This is a genomic window from Streptomyces sp. NPDC006739 (genome assembly GCF_042869815.1).
Classification (GTDB): domain Bacteria; phylum Actinomycetota; class Actinomycetes; order Streptomycetales; family Streptomycetaceae; genus Streptomyces.
In genome coordinates this window covers 1-17,293 of record NZ_JBIAGM010000042.1, presented here as the reverse complement: position 1 = coordinate 17,293, position 17,293 = coordinate 1, and the positions used below count along the sequence as shown (strand labels likewise).

Here is a 17,293-nt window from a genome sequence, read left to right as displayed (position 1 = left end):
TGGTGCGGAGACGCACGCGGCCGGACCCGACCGTCCGGAACGGAGAATCCCCGCGCTGTTCCGGTGCCCCGCACCGCCCCTCGCACTTTTCCGACAGGAGCCCCCTGGTGATCGACCCATTCAGCACCGCCCAGCAGATCGCCGACCTTGTGCGCACGAAACAGGTCAGCCCGGTGGAGGTGGCCGAGACCTACCTCGACCGCATCGAGCGGATCAACCCCACCGTCAACGCCGTCGTCTGGCTCGACGCCGACGCCGTGCGCGCGGCCGCCGTCCGGGCCGAGCGGGCGGTGCTGCGCGGCGAGCCGCTCGGCCCGCTGCACGGCGTCCCCGTCCCCATCAAGGACCTCAACTCCGTCGTCGGACAACCCAACACCATGTCCTCGCTGGCCGTCCGGGACACCCTGCGGACGGTCACGGACCCCGACATCCAGCTCCTCCTCGACGCCGGCGCGATCCCCCTCGGCCGGACGAACTCGCCGGAATTCGGTGCGCTGACCGTCTCCGAGAACGCCCGACACGGCAAGACGCGCAACCCGTGGAACCCGGCGCACACCTCCGGCGGGTCGAGCGGCGGTGCGTCGGCGGCCGTCGCGGCCGGGCTCGCCCCGGTGGCACACGCCTCCGACGGCGGCGGATCGATCCGGGTCCCGGCGTCCGTCACCGGCCTCGTGGGTCTCAAACCGAGCCGGGGACGCGTGCCCGCGTTCGTCCGTGGCTGGGAGCACTCGACGACTGAAGGCGCGATCACCCGCACCGTGCACGACGCGGCCCTCATGCTGGACGTCATGGGCCGTGCCGACCGGCTCGCCTGGTACAGCGCGCCCGAGCCGGGCCGCCCGTACATCGACGAGGTCGGTGCCGATCCCGGGCGGCTGCGGATCGGCCTGCTCCTCGACGCGCCGACCGGGCTGCCGGTCGACGAGGAGTGCCGCACGGCGGCGCTGACGGCCGCACAGGCACTGCGCGACCTGGGGCACGACGTAGTCGAGGCCCGGCCGAAGATGTTCTCGTACGAGGCGATCATGGGCTTCACCTGGACGATCATCAGTGCCTCCACCTATGCCATCGAGGTCGACGATCCCGAGGCGGTGGACCCCTACATCCGGCGCCGCCGGGAGACCGCCCTCGAAGTCACCGCGGGCGACTACGCCCGGACGGCGGCGCTCCTGCAGGCCGAGTCACGCGACGTCGTCGCCCAGTGGGGCAGGGAATTCGACGTCCTCCTCACTCCGACCACGGCGGTCGTGGCACCGCCGGTCGGCCCCGTGTACGACGAGGCGAACTCCGACCCGGACGGCCCACGGGCCACCGAGACCCGGATGGTCTCGTTCACCGCGTTCATCAACATCGCCGGGCTGCCCGCCATCTCGCTGCCCGTCCACACGACCGCGGACGGACTGCCCGTCGGTGCGCAACTCGTCGGCGCACCCTTCGACGAGGCGACGCTGCTGCGCCTCTCGGCCCAGCTCGAACCGCGGTTCCGCTGGTACGAGCGGCATCCGGACGACGCGGCGCTCACGGGGGCGGCGCTGTGAGCACCGGGTCCACGACCCCGACCGGGCCGCTGCCTGCCGCACCCCTCCGGTGCGTTCCCCGGCTCCGGCTGCGCGGAGGCTGGGCCGGCTTCGCCGTCCGCCGGGCGGGCGGGCTGCTGATGTCCATGCTGCTGCTCGTCCTCGTGACGTTCCTCATGGTGCCCCTGCTGCCCGGAGACCCGGCCCGCGCGATCGCCGGCACCAACTCGTCCCCGGCCACGCTTGCGGCGATACGCGAACGACTGGGCCTCGACGAGCCGATGGCGACGCGATTCGTCCACTATCTCGGCGACATCGCGTCCGGGCGGCTCGGCACCTCGTTCCGGTTCGACACCCCGGTCGCGGACATCGTCGCGACCCGGTTGCCGTACACCGTCCAGCTCGTCATCCCGGCCGTCCTGCTCTCCGTGGTCATCGCCGTCCCGCTGGGCATGACCGTCGGTGTCCTCACCCGTGACGGACGCCGCCGCCGGCTCGGCGTCGGCTTCGGCACGGTCGCCGGGCTCCTCGCGTCGGCGCCGGTCTACGTCGTCGCGACCCTCCTCATCGTCCTGTTCTCGATCAGCCTTGGGCTGCTGCCGTCCGGCGGCGCCACGACACCGAGCGCGCTCGTCCTGCCGATCGCCGCGCTCTGCATCGGCCCGGCCTTCGCCATCGCCCGGGTCGTCCGGCAGGAGACGGCCTCGGTGCTCGCCCAGGACTACATGAGGACCGCCCGCGGACACCGCCTTGGAACCGTACGTCTCCACCTCCGCCACGCCCTGCCCAACCTCGTCACGAGTGTCCTCACCCTGAGCGGTCTCGTCCTGACGTCCCTGCTCGGCGGGACGATCATCCTGGAGAACGTCTTCACCTACCCGGGGCTCGGCACCGAGGTCGTCCAGGCGATCATCTACAAGGACTATCCGGTGATCCAGGGCATCATCCTCGTCGTCGGCATGCTCGCCCTGCTCGTCAACCTCCTCGTCGACGTCGTCCTCGGGATCGTCGACCCCCGCACTCTTGAGGGAGGCCGTCGTGTCCACTGAAGCGACCGTGCGCCGATGGCTCCGCAACCCGTCACTGCTGTCCGGCGCCGTGATCCTCGGACTGCTCCTCGTCGTGGCCCTCGTGGCCCCGCCGCTGCTGAGAGGTCCCGCCGAGACCCTCACCGGCAACGCCCGGTTGGGGCCAGGGGCCGGACATCTCCTCGGCACCGACGCCTTCGGCCGTGACGTCCTTGCCCGGGCGCTCGTCGCGACCCGGCTCACCCTGCTCATGGCCGCCGCCGCCACGGCCGCGTCGTTCGTCGTCGGCGTCGCGATCGGCGCGCTGGTCCACCTGGCCCCCGGGTGGCTGCGCGAGACCTGTCTGCGGCTCGTCGACTCGGCGGTGGCCTTCCCCTCGCTGGTGCTCGCCCTCGTCATCGCGGCGGTGCTCGGACCGGGCACGGTGTCCGCGATCGTCGCGATCGCCGTCGCCGGCGTCCCCGGGTTCGCACGGCTGACGGCGAATCTCGCCGCGACGGTTGCGGACAAGGACTACATCCTCACCGCGCGCCTGCTCGGCGTCCCCGGCCTGCGCATCCTTGGCCGGCATGTCCTGCCGAACATCAGCGGGCCGCTGCTGGTGCTCCTCAGTTCGAGCTTCACCCTGTCCCTGCTCGACATCAGCAGCCTGTCTTTCGTCGGTCTCGGTGTGCAGGACCCGCAGTACGACTGGGGCCGGCTGCTCAACGAGGCGCTGCCGTCGATCTTCGCCCAGCCTTCGGTCGTCCTCGCTCCGTCGATCATGCTCATCGTCACCGGTGTGGGCGCCATGCTCCTCGGAGACGGCGTGGCCTCGCTCCTCGACCCGCGAACCCGCGGCACGGCGCCCGCACCGACCGGGAGGGCGGACGCGGCGGGACCGGCCGACCCGGCACAGGCGCCCCGGGCGTTTCAGGCGTCGGGCGGTGCTGGGGCAGCAGCCGTCATGGAGCCGGACGGCCTGCTGACCGTCGCCGGGCTCACCGTGCGGGCCGGTAACCGGACACTCGTCGACGACGTGTCGTTCACCATCGGGGCCGGCCAGATCGTCGGCCTCGTCGGGGAGTCGGGCTCGGGCAAGTCCACCATCGCCATGGCGGTCGCGGGCCTGCTACCCGAAGGCGTGCGGGCGCACGCCTCGAGCCTCGCCCTCGGCGACCTCGACCTGCTCGGAACACCGCCGCAGCGACGCCACGCTACCGAGATCGGTATCGTCTACCAGGACCCGATCGGCACGTTCAACCCCGCACTGAGGCTCGGCATCCAGCTCACCGAGGTGGCCAGGGTGCATCTGCGGACGCCCCGGCGCCGGGCCGCACAGGACATGGTCCGCGCGCTGGCCGACATCCACGTCACCGAGCCCGAGCGCCGGCTGCGCCAGCACCCGCACGAGCTGAGCGGCGGCATGCTCCAGCGGGCCTCGATCGCCTCCGCGATGACGACGAACCCGCGGCTGCTCATCGCCGACGAGCCGACGACGGCCCTCGACGTCACCGTCCAGGCGGAGGTGCTACGGCAGTTCCGGCGCATCAACCGCGAGCACGGCACGGCGATGCTGTTCATCTCGCACGACATCGGCGTGGTCGGCGTGCTCTGTGACACCGTCCTGGTGCTCCACGGCGGCCGGGTCGTCGACCGGACCACGGGCGGCGACCTGCGCCGGGGGACGGCCACGCACCCGTACACCCGCGCGCTGCTCGCGGCGACGCCCGCCGCGGTCGAGGCCGGCGGAACCCTCAACGCCGTCCGGTGGACGGCCGACGCGCATGCGGCGCAGCCGAGCGGGGCGCCCTCGGACGACCTTTCCGACAAACCCGCGGACCGCCCCCCGGCCGCGGAAAGGACCCGCTGATGTCCGCCACCGCCACCACACCGGACCCGCAGACGGCCACCCCGCTGCTGCGCGTCGAGGATCTCACCGTCGAGCTCGGCCACGGCGCCGCGGCCCGCAGGGTGCTCAAGGGAGTCTCGTTCGACGTCCCCCGGGCCAGCACCCTCGCACTCGTCGGAGAGTCAGGGTCGGGCAAGACGACACTCGCGCGGACACTCGTCGGCGTCCACAGCCCGTCGAACGGCCGGATCCTCGTGGACGGCGCCCCGCTGCGCACCTCGCGCGGACGGGCGGGAGCCGCGACGGTCCAGATGATTCCGCAGGACCCGTACTCCTCGTTCGACCCACGGCGCACCGTCGCGCAGTCGCTCGCCGAGGCACTGGATCCGATCCGCGCCAGGGTCGGGCCGGTCCGGACCCGGATCGCCGAACTGCTCAGCCAGGTGAGCCTCGACCCGGACGGCATGGACCGCTACCCGCACGAGTTCTCCGGCGGCCAACGGCAGCGGCTGGCGATCGCACGGGCCCTCGCGCCGCGTCCCCGGTTCGTCATCGCCGACGAGATCACCTCGGCCCTGGACCTGACGACCCAGGCCGAGATCCTCAACCTGCTCGCCGATCTGCGCCGTCGGCTCTCGCTGACCATGCTGTTCATCTCACACGACCTGGCCGTCGTCCGACACGTCAGCGACACGGTCGCGGTCCTGCTGCACGGGGACCTCGTCGAACTCGGCCCGACCGGAGCTACCTTCGCCGAGCCGAACCACCCGTACACCGCCCAACTCCTCGCGTCTGTCCCGGGCGACCCGAGGTTCCGCCTCGACGACGAGCCGGCCACGGTGTGAATCGACCGGACGGGGTGTGGCTTCCAGCCCGTCGACCGGCGCATGCCGGTCGGCGGGCCGTGTGGCGCTGGGGGACAGGGCCCCCGCCGGTTGTGGAATCCGCCCACCCGATTCGCGAGATTCCATCGGCCGTCCTGATCCTCGGCGACACGAGCCGCGCCCTGTTCGTCGACCGCACCGCGAACCGCTCGGGCCACGGGAGACCAGCGCCCTGCACAGTGCCGAGCAGATGATGCGCGAACACGCCAGAGCCAGTCGGCGTGCTCCGCTGGCGCGCCCGCCCATCGGCGCCCGGGAGACAAGAGGCCGAAGCGGCGGATTCCGACCCCGGGCCCGTCGAGCCCGCGCCGAACACCGCACGCCCGGACGCTTTCGTGTCAGGCCGGCTGCCAGGAGAGGACCGCCTGGTACGGCGGCTCGATGCCGCCGGCCGCGATGATGCTCGACGGAATCTGGTCCGCTCCGGTGATGTCGTGGTTGTTCTGGACCAGGACGCTCTTGTTGTCGTAGTCGGAGGGACCGTTCGGCCAGTAGTTGCCCTCGACGTCCGTCGGATCGTACGTGCCGTCGCCCAGGGTGTAGTTGACGTGTTTGCTTCCCCATGGTGAGACGTTGATGTTCCACACGGCGTTACCGAGGATCGACACGTAGGTGGCACCGTTGTCGGTGTACAGGACGTGGCCGCCGGAGGTGTTGAGCTGGTCGTGGATCACGTTGCCGGTGACATGCTCACCGCTCTTCATCGAGGTGCCGGTGATGCCGTTCGTGTAGATGGCACCGCCGTCGCCGAGCAGCGACATGTGGTCGTAGATCAGGTTGTTCGAGATCGTGTTGTTGTTGGAGTAATTCGGCTGTGCGGGCAGGCTCACCTTGTCGGGCCAGCCGCCCCAGCCGATGGAGATCGCCGTGTAGGGCACATGGTCGATCTGATTGTGGGTGATGGTCGATGTCTCGATGTATCCGGCGTCGATGGCGACCCCGCCGTGGTATTCGGCGGCGGTGTCGTAGAAGTGGCTGTCCTTGACGGTGATCCCGCTGGTGTGCTGTGCCGAGCTGCTGGGCTGCGGGATGTCCACGCCGCCCAGGTCCAGGCCGTTGCCGGAGACGTCGGTGAATACGCAGGCGGTGACCGTGTCGTTCTGCGAGCCGTTGCCGAGGTCCAGTCCGGCCGCGCCGAGATGGACGAAGTAGTCGTGGTCGAAGTGGATGTTGTTGTCGTAGGTGAACCGCACCGCGCCGGGCATCTTGGTCCAGTTGCCGTAGGGGCAGGTGCCGCCTGACACGAAGTGGCACAGTCCCTGGGTGGCGTAGCCCGTGGTCCCGGTGATCTGGTACGTCGCCTGGATTTCGGAGAAGCCGGTGCCGGTGTTGGAGGTCGTGTAGTTCGCGTAGCTGAACTGGATGCCCTGGAAGCCGATGTGACCGGGCTCGTCCGAGGCCTTGCCGGAGGTCGTCACCAGAGTGTCGAGCGAGGGCGCCTCGACGTCGGCGGTCGTCAGGTCTTCCCCGGAACGCGGGATGTAGTAGAACCGGTGCTCGCTCTTGTCCAAGTAGAACTCGCCCGGCTTGTCGAGGAGTTCGTAGGCGTTCTCCACCGCCGTCGGCGCCTCGGTGATCGACTTGCGGCCGACCAGGTTGTAGGTGCGGCCCGAGCCATCGGTTCGCATGACACGCTGGGTGGAGTTGTTCCAGCAGGGCTGGGCCATGGTGATGGCGGTACTGGTGACCGAGGCGACCGGACAGCGCGGCTCGGTCCACAGCCCGAGGCCGCCCCGGTAGACGAACTCGATCCCTGACGGATTGCGCCAGCCGGCCATCGGGTCACCGGACGCTGTGGTGTAGCCGGTCGCCGTCTGGGTCACCGGCACCGGCAGGGTGCCCGACGCCCGTTGGGCGCGCACGCCGTCCACGTACAGCTGCCGAGTGTCCAGGCCCCCGGGGGCCGGAGCGGACCAGATGCTGCCTGTGCCGGTTTTGGCCCAGTCGGTGATCCGGACTCCGCCGCTGATGACCGGCGCCTGCCCGGGCGCCGCCTTCCACCAGACGGTACCGGCGCTGCCGCCGCCGGAGTCCGCAGCGGTGAAGGTCAGCGTCTGGGCCAGCCGGTAGACGCCACCGGCCAAGGTCACGGTGACGGGCCCGGACGTCGATTTGTCGACCGCCCGGACCGCGGTCTGTGCCTTGGTGAGCGTACGGAAGGGTGCGGCGGCGCTGGTTCCTGGGTTGCTGTCACTGCCCGTGGGCGACACGAAGTAGGTGATCGCGGCCGCCGCGTGTGCGGGCAGGGCCAGCACGGCGACGGGCAGGAGCGCGCAAAGGACGGCCGCGACGATTCGATAAGACCCGATGAATAAGCAGCGCATTCCGGTGGGTCTGGCGGCGGATGCCTGCTTCTCTGTCGAAGACATGCGGGAAAAGTAGGGCCAGGAAGCCGAGACGTCAATGATCGCGACGATGAAACATCGGATCAATCGTCTCTGTTGTCTTGTAACCTGTGCGGTCGGCGCCGTACTGCCCGCGCTGCCGGTCGGGTCGTGATGCGGGGCCATGCAGTCACCAGTGTCACCAGTGTCACCAGTATTGGACCTCGCGGACGTCGGCGTGGACGCACGAGCCGTCGGCGTGGACGCACGGTCGTCGATCTTGCGGCGCACGGTGAGGATCTGTCCGAGGCCAGTTGCGGAACTCACCTCGCTGCCGGCAACCGAGGGCGATGCGCTCGGGGTTGCGCGGTCCGTCGCCGGAGACGACCCGCTTCAGCTCGTCCCAGCGCGAGTTCGCAAGCAAACAGGTCGTTGCTTCCTTGCGCAGCGTGCCGGCCCTGACGGCCGTCTCCTTCATCCTCGGCACCTGAGCTCACCGGGGTTTCGTGACGGCCGACCTTCTGTGTTCCAGGCCGAGTTGGCGGTGGCCAAGGAATGGTAGTAGGCAGCCTCGAACTCCTTTGCGGAGCCACTCACGCTGTACGCTGCCGGAACCTTATTTCCACCCGAGGACGGCGCCCCGGCCATGCGGCCGCCTCGGGCGTTCTGCCGGGGTTGGGCGGTCAGCGATCGGTGACGCTTGTGTCAACCGAGTCCGGGTCCGCCTGGTGCCAGTCGCCCGAGGCGATGTCGGCGATGATGCGGCGCCAGCCAATGGTGCGGTGGTCGCTGGTCGGAGCGTTGTCGGCGACCCAGATCTCGGTGCCCACCGGCAGTGTCTCCTCCGGGCTTCCTTTGCCGCCGAGGGCCAGCGTGAACTCCGGGTCGGCTGGGTCGCTGCGGGTGTAGACGAGTCCGTCCTTCTGCCACGCCTCCAGGCCGAATCTGGCCAACGGGGCGATCCACCACGTGCCCGTGTCGGGGCGAAGGAGCAGGAGGCGGTCGCCGGGCATGGGAACGTCGGTGTCTTTCACCCGTGACGCCAACTCCCTGATCCGCACCGCGGGTTCGACCTGTAGCCCGAGGTTGGTCCGCCGCGAGGCCGTCACGGTGAGCAGGTAGTACGGCACGGTGGGCCTCCGGCAACGGTTGCATGCGCCACTTCAGCCATAGCCGATCACGCCGGGACGAGTCGTTCAATCCACGACGGGTAAAGCCGCCAACCGAGCAGGGCAGTCCCCGCGTTCCTCCGCCGGCCGAACGTCGGCCTTCACCCCAGCCCTCCGCGCTTGTGCCGCCGTCAGTGCGGCGGCGGGATCAGGTGGGAGCCGTGGGCGGGCCAGGGGCCGTCAGGGCTGGAGGGGGCGTCGAGCGCCTTGTCTGGTGTGCAGAATCCGCAGGCGGAGATGTTGTCGGGGTCCTTCGCGAGTCCGATCCGGGCGGTGGAGGCGTCGACGGGGCTGGTGGCGCACTGGTGCTTGGTGCAGTCGGCGAGGTGGGTGAGCGCGGGCCGGTGCCAGCTCCGTCTTCCAGCGGTGACTGAGTGGCCGTTGGGGCCTGGCCCGAGTCAAATGGGCCCGTAGACGGCGGCAGGAGTACTGGTCATGAGCGCCCAGTAGCGGTCCCCGTATGACCAGTGCCACCACTCGCTCGGATAGTTGACGAAACCCTCCTCACGCAGGCACTGGGCCAGCAGGTGGCGGTTGTCGCGCGCGGTGGCCGACAGACCCGGAGCGTCGAAGGGACACCACCTCTCATCGCCCGTGCGGTGTCCGTTCACCGCACCGCCCATGTCCAGTTCCACGCCATCCGTGTCGATGAGCGTCAGGTCCACGGCCGCCCCGGCGCAGTGCGGGGCCACCTCGACCGGAGAAGTAGGGTCAGGGCAGCGCCAGTCGGCGTGAGCTTGCGGGTGCAGATCCTGCTGTCGGTATCCGGGACAGCTTCGGAAAGGTCCGGGACAGCTTCGGGAAGGGCGGGCTCACTCGGGGCGGAGCCCGTACTCGGCCGGCCATCCGAGGCTGAGCCGGGTCTTGGGGTCCCGGCCGCTCAGCCCGACGCCCACACAGCAGAAACGGTGATGCGGTGAAGTTGGCGGGGCGATACGGGGGTACATGGATGCGGCACGGTTTGTAGGGGGTGTCGGGCGGGAGGGGCCAGTGGCCGGTCATGGGGTCTACGCCGCGGGCGGATTGTCGGTGGTTGCGGTGGTGCTGCTCGCACGGTGGTGTCTTGTGGGCCGAAGTGGCAAGGCACGCACTGCTGCCGTGTCCCGCCGTGCCTTGCGCCGGGTGACGCTGAGGGATGTCCGGCGCACGGGCTCCACCATGGCCCGAGCCGGGCAACGCCTGCCGGCTGACGCGCTATGCGCTCAGCGGGCGGTGCGGGAGGCGGAAGATCTCGTGTGCGGCTACTGGCGCCAGCTCGCTCCCCTCTACCCGTCCAAGCGCGATCACCCTCAGCACTGAGCCGGTCGGCAACACATCACCGCCCGCATCGGCCTCCTGGACGACCCCGGCGGAGCCGTCGCCGGGCGCCCGCCCCTGTAGGACGACGGGGGCCATCCGCCGGTCAGAGGCCGGGGCGAGGGTCGGTGGCGTGGCGGGCCAGCGCCGCCTGCAGCTGACCGAGGAGAACATCGGGCAGCGCCGCGCCCTGGCCGTGTTTGAGGACCTCTTCTGCGACCTGGGTGAGTTTGGTGTTGGTGTGCTGGGAGACCTCCCGCAGCACCGTGAAGCCGTCGCGCGGGGCAATCTGCGCCAGGACGGTCAGGACGCCGATGGCCTGGTCGATGACGGCATGCGAGACGAGCGCCTGCTGCAACTGTCTGTTCTCCGCCCGCACCCTCCCCAGCTCTGCCGCTAGTTCGTCGGCCGACGCGGGCGTCAACTGTGGGCGCGGCTGGGGGGTTGAGGTCATGGCAGATCACCGGGAGGACAGAGGACAGGGGACCTCACACGTCTGCCCCAGTTGCCTTCCGACAACCATCCGAGCTGAGCACCTCACTACGCGTGAGTCCCCCGGCAGTAGCTCGGACACCGCGGGGGCTTGCATGAGCCCGGGGAGCACGTAGACCGGCTCCGCGCGGGCACGCGACGGGACGGGTGGCACTGGGGTGAGTGACGCGGCGGCATGGCGTCGATGACCGTGCCGCCGCGCGGCCTTCTGGCGTCCGCACCCGAACCGTCCTGGATCGCTTCATCAGCTCCGCCCAACTCTTGCGCCAGGTATGGCGGCAACTGTTGCGCGGGCCTTCCCAGCGTCCACAGGGCTGCCCAGGTCATCACGGCCGACAGGCATGGCCTGGGCAGCCCTGTGGACGCTCTCGCCCATGTTTCTGCCGAAGTTCAAGAAGGGGGAAGGAGGGCGGGCGGCGGACGCAGCCGGGCAGCGGGGCGCGCTCGCTCGCACTGTTGCAAGAGTGGCGTGTTCCGTGAGCGGTAGTTACTCCAGGTCTGGGCTTGGCCCAAGGAACCGTGTGACCGGCTTGCATCAGCAGCGGAGCGACCCGGTGCCAGGTCGCCGATGTACGAGGATGCCCGTGCAGCAGCACCACCGGCGGACCGTCCCCACCGAAGCGGACGAAAATGGAAGCCTCACCGACATCGATCTGCGCGCTCTCGAACCCCTCGAACACCCGGCCTCCTCAGGACGGCTCAAGTGCCGCGTCCTACGCGCGCGCGGCACGAACACTCCCGTGCCCCAACCGGTAGCGGTCATGTGTCGCGCCTCACCCGCTCCGGGGACAGCGTCGCACGTCCAGGTCGGCCCGGTGGTCGACGGAGGGCCGTAGGGGGCGTGGAGTCGTTCTTGGCGATCCGGGCGGCGTAGGTAGCCGTGCTCGTGGTCCGCAAGACATGGGGGCCGAGGTGAGACGGCAGTGCGGGCAGCGTGCCTTGATCGGAGGAGAGTGCGGTGACCGACAGCAGGGCGGTGAGCACGATGGAGCGTGCCGCGGGTCTTCTCGCGCGTGCATGGCCGGCCCGGTGCCGGCTGCGTCTGGCTTTGGGCCGTGGCCAGTTCGGTCGGCGGGAGGACGGGATGCGGATCCGGATCGTCACGGCCGATGGGCGCCATCGCTGCCGGCGTTTTGGCGAACTTGTGGCTATCGCCAAGGCGGCCGTCATCACCGCACCGAAGGGGCTCAGGATCCGTCGCGCAGTCACCGTGACCGCTGCGGCGGCTCGCCCTGGCGGGCGGCACCACTGTCACCACAGCCGGAGTAGCCCACGCGACCGCGCGACCGGTGAGCTGCTCGTGGACCCGCGAGGGGGAACGACGGCACCGAGTACGTCGAGGACGGCAACGGTAATTGGCTCGCCGCTGGCTGGATCGAGCAGCAGTATGACTACTGCGGGAGCACGCGAGCTGTGTTCTTTTGGACCAGCTCTTTCCGTACGACGAGCCATCCTGGCATCACCGGCGCTTGGGTTACTGCCTTCGACCAGTCGTGGGAGAATCTGGGCACCTGGTAGGGCAGCGGGCGTGTGGGATCCTTGGCCGGCCCCGTAGTCATCTCACCCCCATCACCGGCCCGTCATGACGGAGTGAACGGTCTACGGCGATACAGCCGGCCGCCACGGCCGCGAGGATGACCAACGTGACGCCACCCCAGATCACGCGGCGTAAGGAGAGGACGTTCTTCAGGGGCACGGCCGCATACTCCGTAGTCTTCCGGTGGATGGCAGGAGCCAAGCCTGCCAGAGAGGAGGCGGCGAGTACTTTCCATGGTCGGACCGGGGTCCCTTGCGAGTTCGACTGGTCGCCGAGATCCGTCGGACAACCCCTGAGCACGGCACCGGCAACGTGTGATCATGCCAGCATGGCATCTGGTCGGATCATTTTCCTCAACGGCACCTCCAGCTCGGGGAAGTCGAGCATCGCCAGGGAGCTTCTGGGCATCCTGGACGACGGCGTCTTCTTCCACATGGCGGTCGACGGCTTCAACGCGATGCGCAGCAAGCGGGAGCTCGGGGCGAAGGAGCTCGACGCCGCGCTGCGGCGGACCAGGATGGGCTTCCACCGCTCGATCGCGGCCATGGCGGAGGTGGGCAACGACATCGTGGTCGACCATGTGCTGAGCGAGCCGTGGCGGCTGCTCGACTGCCTGACGGTGCTGCGGCCCGAGGACGTGCTGTTCGTCGGCGTCCACTGCCCGTTGGATGAGCTGGCCCGCCGCGAGCTGGCCCGGGGCGACCGCCCGCCGGGCCTCGCGGCGCACCAGTACGACCTGGTCCACGGCCACGGTGACTACGACCTGGAGTGTGACACCAGCACGGCAAGCCCACGCGAATGCGCACAGCGGATCAAGGAGTTCCTCCCGCACCGCTCCAGCCCCACGGCCTTCACTCGCCTCCGCCGACGCCACCTGACTGACGGCCGGGAACCGCTTACGGCGTGAGGCATGCCTGCTCGACCGTTGGTTCACGGGTGGCTGTTTGCAGGCGCAATGGTCATGTTGAGGTACGTTGGGAGCGACTTGTGCAGACTCCACGCATGGCTGCTGCTACCGCCGTCTCGCTTCAGGGGAGGGCTCTGCGACATGACGCGGCTTCGTCGAGGGGGAAGCCCCTCTCTTCGGCCCTGAAGGTGACGATGCACTTTCACCCTGACCGAGTCGCGGGGAACCGTCGCATCCTGATCCACATGGCTGACGACGGCGTCTACAGGTCACAGTTCGTCACAGGAACGAGTAACGGCGGCCTGACCGCTCATCCGGGAGGAGACCCGATGGCGCTGGGAGAGCCGTATCTTCGCCGGCACGTATGACGCGCCGCTCCTGACCAGCGCCCTGTCTACGGCGTGTTGAACCGCCGCCGTGATCCGATCGGTGGTGCCCCGCGGTTCGGCTCCTCGTTCTTCAGTCTCACGCCTGAGGCCCTCGGCAGCGGACACCGATCCGCACTGGTCCAGGCCGCCGGCCGCGCCCGCTCCACCAGCCAATTCCGGGCCGCACTGCCCGCCGGCGTGCACATGGTGGCGCTGGGCCATGTGGACATGGCACCCGGCGGATCCAGCCGAAAACGCCTCCTCCAGGCACCCTGCCCGGACCTGAAGGCCCTGCACCTTCCCTGCCCCACAGCACGCAACACCGCCGCGGTGCGCCTCCAACAACTGGACAACCGCCTGAAAGCCACCACCTACACCTACTTCGGTGACACCCCCGCCGCCGTACGCACCGCACCGGCCGCCGCCTCGACCCGCACGACACCTGGCTCGTCGTCTTCACCGCCGACAGCACGGCCCTCGACCTCCCGGCTGTCAAACGCGCCGCCCGCCTGACGCTGAGCACCGACTCCGTCATCCGGCCCCTCAACGAGAGCACCGGCCCCAACACCCTCGGCTTCCAGACCCGGTGGATCCCCTTCCTCGGCACTATCGGCACGGTGTACATCACCGTGGCCATGATGGAGTCCACTGGAAGACCGGACCGCTGGTGGACTACGCAGACGGCCGTCCTTTCGCCTGGGTGGACGACGAGCAGAGCGGGCTGGACCAGGCCGGCCTACGTGACCACCCATCACCAAGGGCCCGGGCTCCTCCATCACGTCTACCCCGCATCGGCCTACGGGAGAACGACTTCCACACGCTCGCCGAATTCGCCCGGTCCCTGGCCACCTCACGATCCACCGGCTGAGCACCTCGCCAGCTCTTCAGGCTGCTCCGAACTCGGAGCCGAGAGCTTTGCGGACAGTCCGTAGAGCCCGTAACGCGATCATGATCTGGTCTTCTCGAGATGTTCCGTGACGAGGCTCCGGCCACCTCACCTGTCGACGCCGATGATTCCCGGCCCCTGCTGGAGTCTGTCTTTCGACAGCAATCTTCTGGAAGGCGGCCTCATGACGACCCTGCACGACTTGCTCGAAGCCCACGTCGGTGCCGGTACGCTGCCGGGAGCGGTTGGCCTCGTGGCCCGGGGTGACCAGGTCGAGGTGGTGGCCGTCGGCACGCAGGACGCCGGCGACGGCGCCCCGATGGCGAGGGACTCCATCTTCCGGGTCGCCTCGATCACCAAGTCCGTCACCGCCGCCGCACTGCTGATCCTGGTGGAGGAGGGCAGGATCGCACTGGACGACCCGATCGGGATGTGGCTGCCGGAGCTGGGGAAGCCGGTGGTCGTACGCACGCCGGCGAGCCCGGTGGACGACGTGGTGCCGGCCGACCGGCCCATCACCGTATTCGACGTGCTGGCCTCCCAGGCCGGGTACGGATTTCCCTCCGACTTCACACTGCCGGCGGTGCAGGAGTTGTTCACGGTGCAAAAGGACGGCCGGGTGCCGAGCAACTTCCCGCCGGCCGATGAGTGGATGGCGGCGCTCGGCCGCATTCCGCTGCTGTACCAACCGGGCGCTGCCTGGCTGTACGACACCTGCTCCGTCCTGCAGGGGGTACTGATTTCGCGGGTCACCGGACAGCCGTTGCCGGAGTTCCTGACGGAGCGGATCTTCGGGCCGCTGGGCATGGTGGACACCGGGTTCGAGGTGCCGGTCGCCAAGCGGGGCCGGTTCACCAGCTATTACAGGCCAGGCGACGAGGGCATCCTGGAGCTCGCCGACGGCCCGGACGGCGAGTGGAGTAGCCTGCCCGCGCTACCGCTCGGCAATGGCGGGCTGGTCTCGACCGCCGACGACTGGCTGGCCTTCTGCCGGATGTTGCTGGCCGGCGGGGTGGCGGCCGACGGCCGCCGGGTGCTGTCGGCCGACTCCGTGCGCATGATGACCACCGACCATACGAATCCGGCGCAGCGCGACATCGGCCAGCTGTTCCTGGAGGGCCAGGGCTGGGGCTTCGGCGGCTCGGTTGACATCGACCGGACCAACCCGTGGAATGTGCCCGGTCGTTACGGCTGGGTCGGTGGCACGGGCACAGCGGCTCACGTCATCCCGGCCACGGGTGCGGTCACCATCCTGCTGACTCAGGTGGCAGCGATGGGTCCCGTGCCGGCACCCGTGATCAGGGAGTTCTGGCGGTACGCGGCGGACGCCTGACACACGCATCTCACGCCCGTAGCCTCACGGTGGGCCCAGCCGACTGGGTGGCGAAATCGGCTGAGGTGTCCCGGTCGAGCGTGGCTGTTGTGACGATCTGATCGTTCGGCGGGTGTGACGACTCGGCCGTGGATCGTGGACGATGACTTGTGGGCGCTGACCGAACCGCTGCTGCTGCCCTGGCGGACGCGGTCGCCCGGGTCGAGGCCAGTGGATGATCGGCTCTGTCTGCAGGGCATCCTGTATGTCCTGCACCAGGGCATCGCCTGGCAACTCCTGTCGCTGGAGCTGGGATTCGGATCCGGGCAGACCTGCTGGCGGCGCCTGAACCGCTGGCAGCGGGCCGGAGTCTTGAACATCGTCCGGGATGACCTGGAAAATGAGCGCCGCCCCGGGACGGCCACTGTGTAGAGTGGCCTCACCGACGCGGGGTGGAGCAGCTCGGTAGCTCGCTGGGCTCATAACCCAGAGGTCGCAGGTTCAAATCCTGTCCCCGCTACTGACCGACGGGCCCGGCATACAGCCGGGCCCGTCATCCTATTCGGACAGCGCGAGCCGCCAGCCCATCGACAGGGCGCCACCTTTCCCGCGTTCACCACAATGGTGGCGTACGAGTCGTCGTTGCGCAGCGCGAAGCCGTCGACCCCGAGGGCGGCCCGCAGGCTGAACTGTGGTAACTCGGGCAATCCGCCGGAACAGTTCAAGGACTTCGTCCTTGGCGACGCTGATGCTCAGCGCCGCCGCGAGCCGCGCCCCGGCCGGCCTGCCACACACACGGCGATCGACGTGAGCAGCGTGCGCAGCAGCGGCGGGTACCGGGCATGCAGGCTGGTGAGCCAGTGCTGGCCCTGACGGTCCCGTTCGTCGCTCGCGGAGCGGGTATATCGCGATGAGGCGGACCCGCTTGTGCGAGGAAGAACCGCCTCGTCATGTGATCGGTCCCGCTCTCCAGGCTCGTGGTTCGCGGCAGTGGCTGACCATCCGGTGCAGCCGGAGAGCCCCGCGAGCAGTGCCTCGTCGTTCTGGCGTGTGCGGGCACGGTCTACGCAGCCCAGCGCGGCGGTACCCACGCCGAGCAGGATCGCGGCGGCGATCGCCCACCAAGTGCCCGAAGCGTATGTGAGGGTCAGGCCGGGCTGGCTGCGCTCCAGCTTGTACACCTCGAAGGGGTATTCGAGCTCAATGGCTGAGGCGGACTCGAGCACGGCGAACACCGCCAGTGCGGCTGCCGGGATGGCCGAAGCTCCCGCCAGGCGGCGTGGCAGTCGGCGTCGTGAAGCCATCGCGGCGGTGAGGATCAGCAGCAGGCCGAAGGATGCGTACACCCACCACGGGTGGTCGATGCCACCCAGGCCATAGGCGTACCCGCTGCTCGAAGACAACGTGGCCAAAGACAGCTCGTCTTCCCATTTCGATGCTAGCGGCGCCTGGACGTAGGTCCACGTGGAGAAGGCGGCGATGGCCGCGCAGATGAAACCGGCCACCACACTGGCTGTGGCAAGGCGCCTCCATGTGCGGACGCGCATGGGTATCGCGGGGAAAACTTGGACGCTGTCGTTTGGCAGTTCGGGCATACACACATCACGTGAAAGCAGAACGGCGCTGGGTCTTGCCCCTGCTGCGGCCGGTTGCGTCCAGGGAAGTGGTGTACGGGTTCGACCTGATCCGGGGGTTTGCTCCGGCATCGGGATGGTGCCCGCATAGATGAACGGCCACCGGCT

Annotated in this window: 12 protein-coding genes, 1 tRNA gene and 5 pseudogenes; 10 read left to right on the top strand and 8 right to left on the bottom strand. The window is 69.3% G+C overall.

The window, feature by feature from the left end; all coding sequences use genetic code 11:
* The first annotated feature begins 107 nt into the window (after positions 1 to 107).
* The 4 genes from ACFYMM_RS41050 to ACFYMM_RS41035 are packed head-to-tail and all read left to right on the top strand — an operon-like array spanning position 108 to position 5,221.
* On the top strand, positions 108 to 1,538 hold the full coding sequence (locus ACFYMM_RS41050; protein ID WP_388397118.1) for an amidase: 1,431 nt from the start codon (positions 108 to 110) through the stop codon (positions 1,536 to 1,538).
* Entirely contained in the window at positions 1,535 to 2,566 is a 1,032-nt protein-coding gene (locus ACFYMM_RS41045; RefSeq protein WP_388397115.1) for an ABC transporter permease, read from the top strand. Before ACFYMM_RS41050 ends, ACFYMM_RS41045 begins: the two co-directional genes overlap by 4 nt.
* Positions 2,556 to 4,397 (top strand): ATP-binding cassette domain-containing protein, encoded by a 1,842-nt coding sequence (locus ACFYMM_RS41040; protein WP_388397112.1) that lies wholly within the window; start codon positions 2,556 to 2,558, stop codon positions 4,395 to 4,397. The genes ACFYMM_RS41045 and ACFYMM_RS41040 overlap by 11 nt, the downstream gene beginning before the upstream one ends.
* A complete protein-coding gene (locus tag ACFYMM_RS41035; RefSeq protein ID WP_388397109.1) occupies positions 4,397 to 5,221 on the top strand; it encodes an ABC transporter ATP-binding protein in 825 nt (274 codons plus the stop codon). Before ACFYMM_RS41040 ends, ACFYMM_RS41035 begins: the two co-directional genes overlap by 1 nt.
* 377 nt (positions 5,222 to 5,598) lie before the next feature.
* Here ACFYMM_RS41035 and ACFYMM_RS41030 read toward each other — a convergent pair whose 3' ends face one another.
* From ACFYMM_RS41030 to ACFYMM_RS41000, 7 genes and pseudogenes are all read right to left on the bottom strand, one after another.
* Positions 5,599 to 7,629 (bottom strand): right-handed parallel beta-helix repeat-containing protein, encoded by a 2,031-nt coding sequence (locus ACFYMM_RS41030; RefSeq protein ID WP_388397106.1) that lies wholly within the window; start codon positions 7,627 to 7,629, stop codon positions 5,599 to 5,601.
* 163 nt (positions 7,630 to 7,792) lie between these two features.
* On the bottom strand, positions 7,793 to 8,062 hold the full coding sequence (locus ACFYMM_RS41025; protein WP_388397103.1) for a hypothetical protein: 270 nt from the start codon (positions 8,060 to 8,062) through the stop codon (positions 7,793 to 7,795).
* A gap of 205 nt (positions 8,063 to 8,267) precedes the next feature.
* Entirely contained in the window at positions 8,268 to 8,714 is a 447-nt protein-coding gene (locus tag ACFYMM_RS41020; protein ID WP_388397100.1) for a hypothetical protein, read from the bottom strand.
* 170 nt (positions 8,715 to 8,884) lie between these two features.
* A pseudogene (locus ACFYMM_RS41015) lies at positions 8,885 to 9,112 on the bottom strand (DUF6233 domain-containing protein); the annotation flags it as partial.
* Positions 9,113 to 9,151: 39 nt separating this feature from the next.
* Positions 9,152 to 9,502 (bottom strand): M15 family metallopeptidase, encoded by a 351-nt coding sequence (locus ACFYMM_RS41010; RefSeq protein WP_388397181.1) that lies wholly within the window; start codon positions 9,500 to 9,502, stop codon positions 9,152 to 9,154.
* 653 nt (positions 9,503 to 10,155) lie between these two features.
* Entirely contained in the window at positions 10,156 to 10,503 is a 348-nt protein-coding gene (locus ACFYMM_RS41005) for an ANTAR domain-containing protein (RefSeq protein WP_388397097.1), read from the bottom strand.
* Between the two features lie 553 nt (positions 10,504 to 11,056).
* Positions 11,057 to 11,221, bottom strand: a pseudogene (locus ACFYMM_RS41000) (alpha/beta fold hydrolase); the annotation flags it as partial.
* 1,185 nt (positions 11,222 to 12,406) lie between these two features.
* Here ACFYMM_RS41000 and ACFYMM_RS40995 point away from each other — a divergent pair.
* The 6 genes and pseudogenes from ACFYMM_RS40995 to ACFYMM_RS40970 all read left to right on the top strand — a co-directional run bounded on the left by ACFYMM_RS40995 (position 12,407) and on the right by ACFYMM_RS40970 (position 16,071).
* A complete protein-coding gene (locus tag ACFYMM_RS40995) occupies positions 12,407 to 12,985 on the top strand; it encodes a chloramphenicol phosphotransferase CPT family protein (protein ID WP_388397094.1) in 579 nt (192 codons plus the stop codon).
* A gap of 194 nt (positions 12,986 to 13,179) precedes the next feature.
* Positions 13,180 to 13,467: pseudogene (locus tag ACFYMM_RS40990) on the top strand (DUF3626 domain-containing protein); the annotation flags it as partial.
* Positions 13,468 to 13,990: 523 nt separating this feature from the next.
* Positions 13,991 to 14,221, top strand: a pseudogene (locus ACFYMM_RS40985) (hypothetical protein); the annotation flags it as partial.
* 202 nt (positions 14,222 to 14,423) lie between these two features.
* Positions 14,424 to 15,572, top strand: coding sequence for a serine hydrolase domain-containing protein (locus ACFYMM_RS40980; protein ID WP_388397092.1), 1,149 nt, complete (start codon positions 14,424 to 14,426; stop codon positions 15,570 to 15,572).
* 132 nt (positions 15,573 to 15,704) lie between these two features.
* Positions 15,705 to 15,923, top strand: a pseudogene (locus ACFYMM_RS40975) (transposase); the annotation flags it as partial.
* Positions 15,924 to 15,997: 74 nt separating this feature from the next.
* Positions 15,998 to 16,071: transfer RNA gene (locus ACFYMM_RS40970), tRNA-Met, on the top strand.
* 232 nt (positions 16,072 to 16,303) lie between these two features.
* Here the strand turns inward: ACFYMM_RS40970 and ACFYMM_RS40965 are convergent.
* On the bottom strand, positions 16,304 to 17,056 hold the full coding sequence (locus ACFYMM_RS40965; RefSeq protein ID WP_388397089.1) for a hypothetical protein: 753 nt from the start codon (positions 17,054 to 17,056) through the stop codon (positions 16,304 to 16,306).
* Positions 17,057 to 17,293 lie beyond the last annotated feature (237 nt).

Excerpts from the sequence above, each read along its gene's own strand:
- ACFYMM_RS41035 (WP_388397109.1), top strand. The coding sequence starts at position 4,397 with ATGTCCGCCACCGCCACCACACCGGACCCGCAGACGGCCACCCCGCTG.
- ACFYMM_RS41030 (WP_388397106.1), bottom strand. The coding sequence starts at position 7,629 with ATGTCTTCGACAGAGAAGCAGGCATCCGCCGCCAGACCCACCGGAATG.
- ACFYMM_RS41025 (WP_388397103.1), bottom strand. The coding sequence starts at position 8,062 with ATGAAGGAGACGGCCGTCAGGGCCGGCACGCTGCGCAAGGAAGCAACG.
- ACFYMM_RS41005 (WP_388397097.1), bottom strand. The coding sequence starts at position 10,503 with ATGACCTCAACCCCCCAGCCGCGCCCACAGTTGACGCCCGCGTCGGCC.
- ACFYMM_RS40995 (WP_388397094.1), top strand. The coding sequence starts at position 12,407 with ATGGCATCTGGTCGGATCATTTTCCTCAACGGCACCTCCAGCTCGGGG.
- ACFYMM_RS40980 (WP_388397092.1), top strand. The coding sequence starts at position 14,424 with ATGACGACCCTGCACGACTTGCTCGAAGCCCACGTCGGTGCCGGTACG.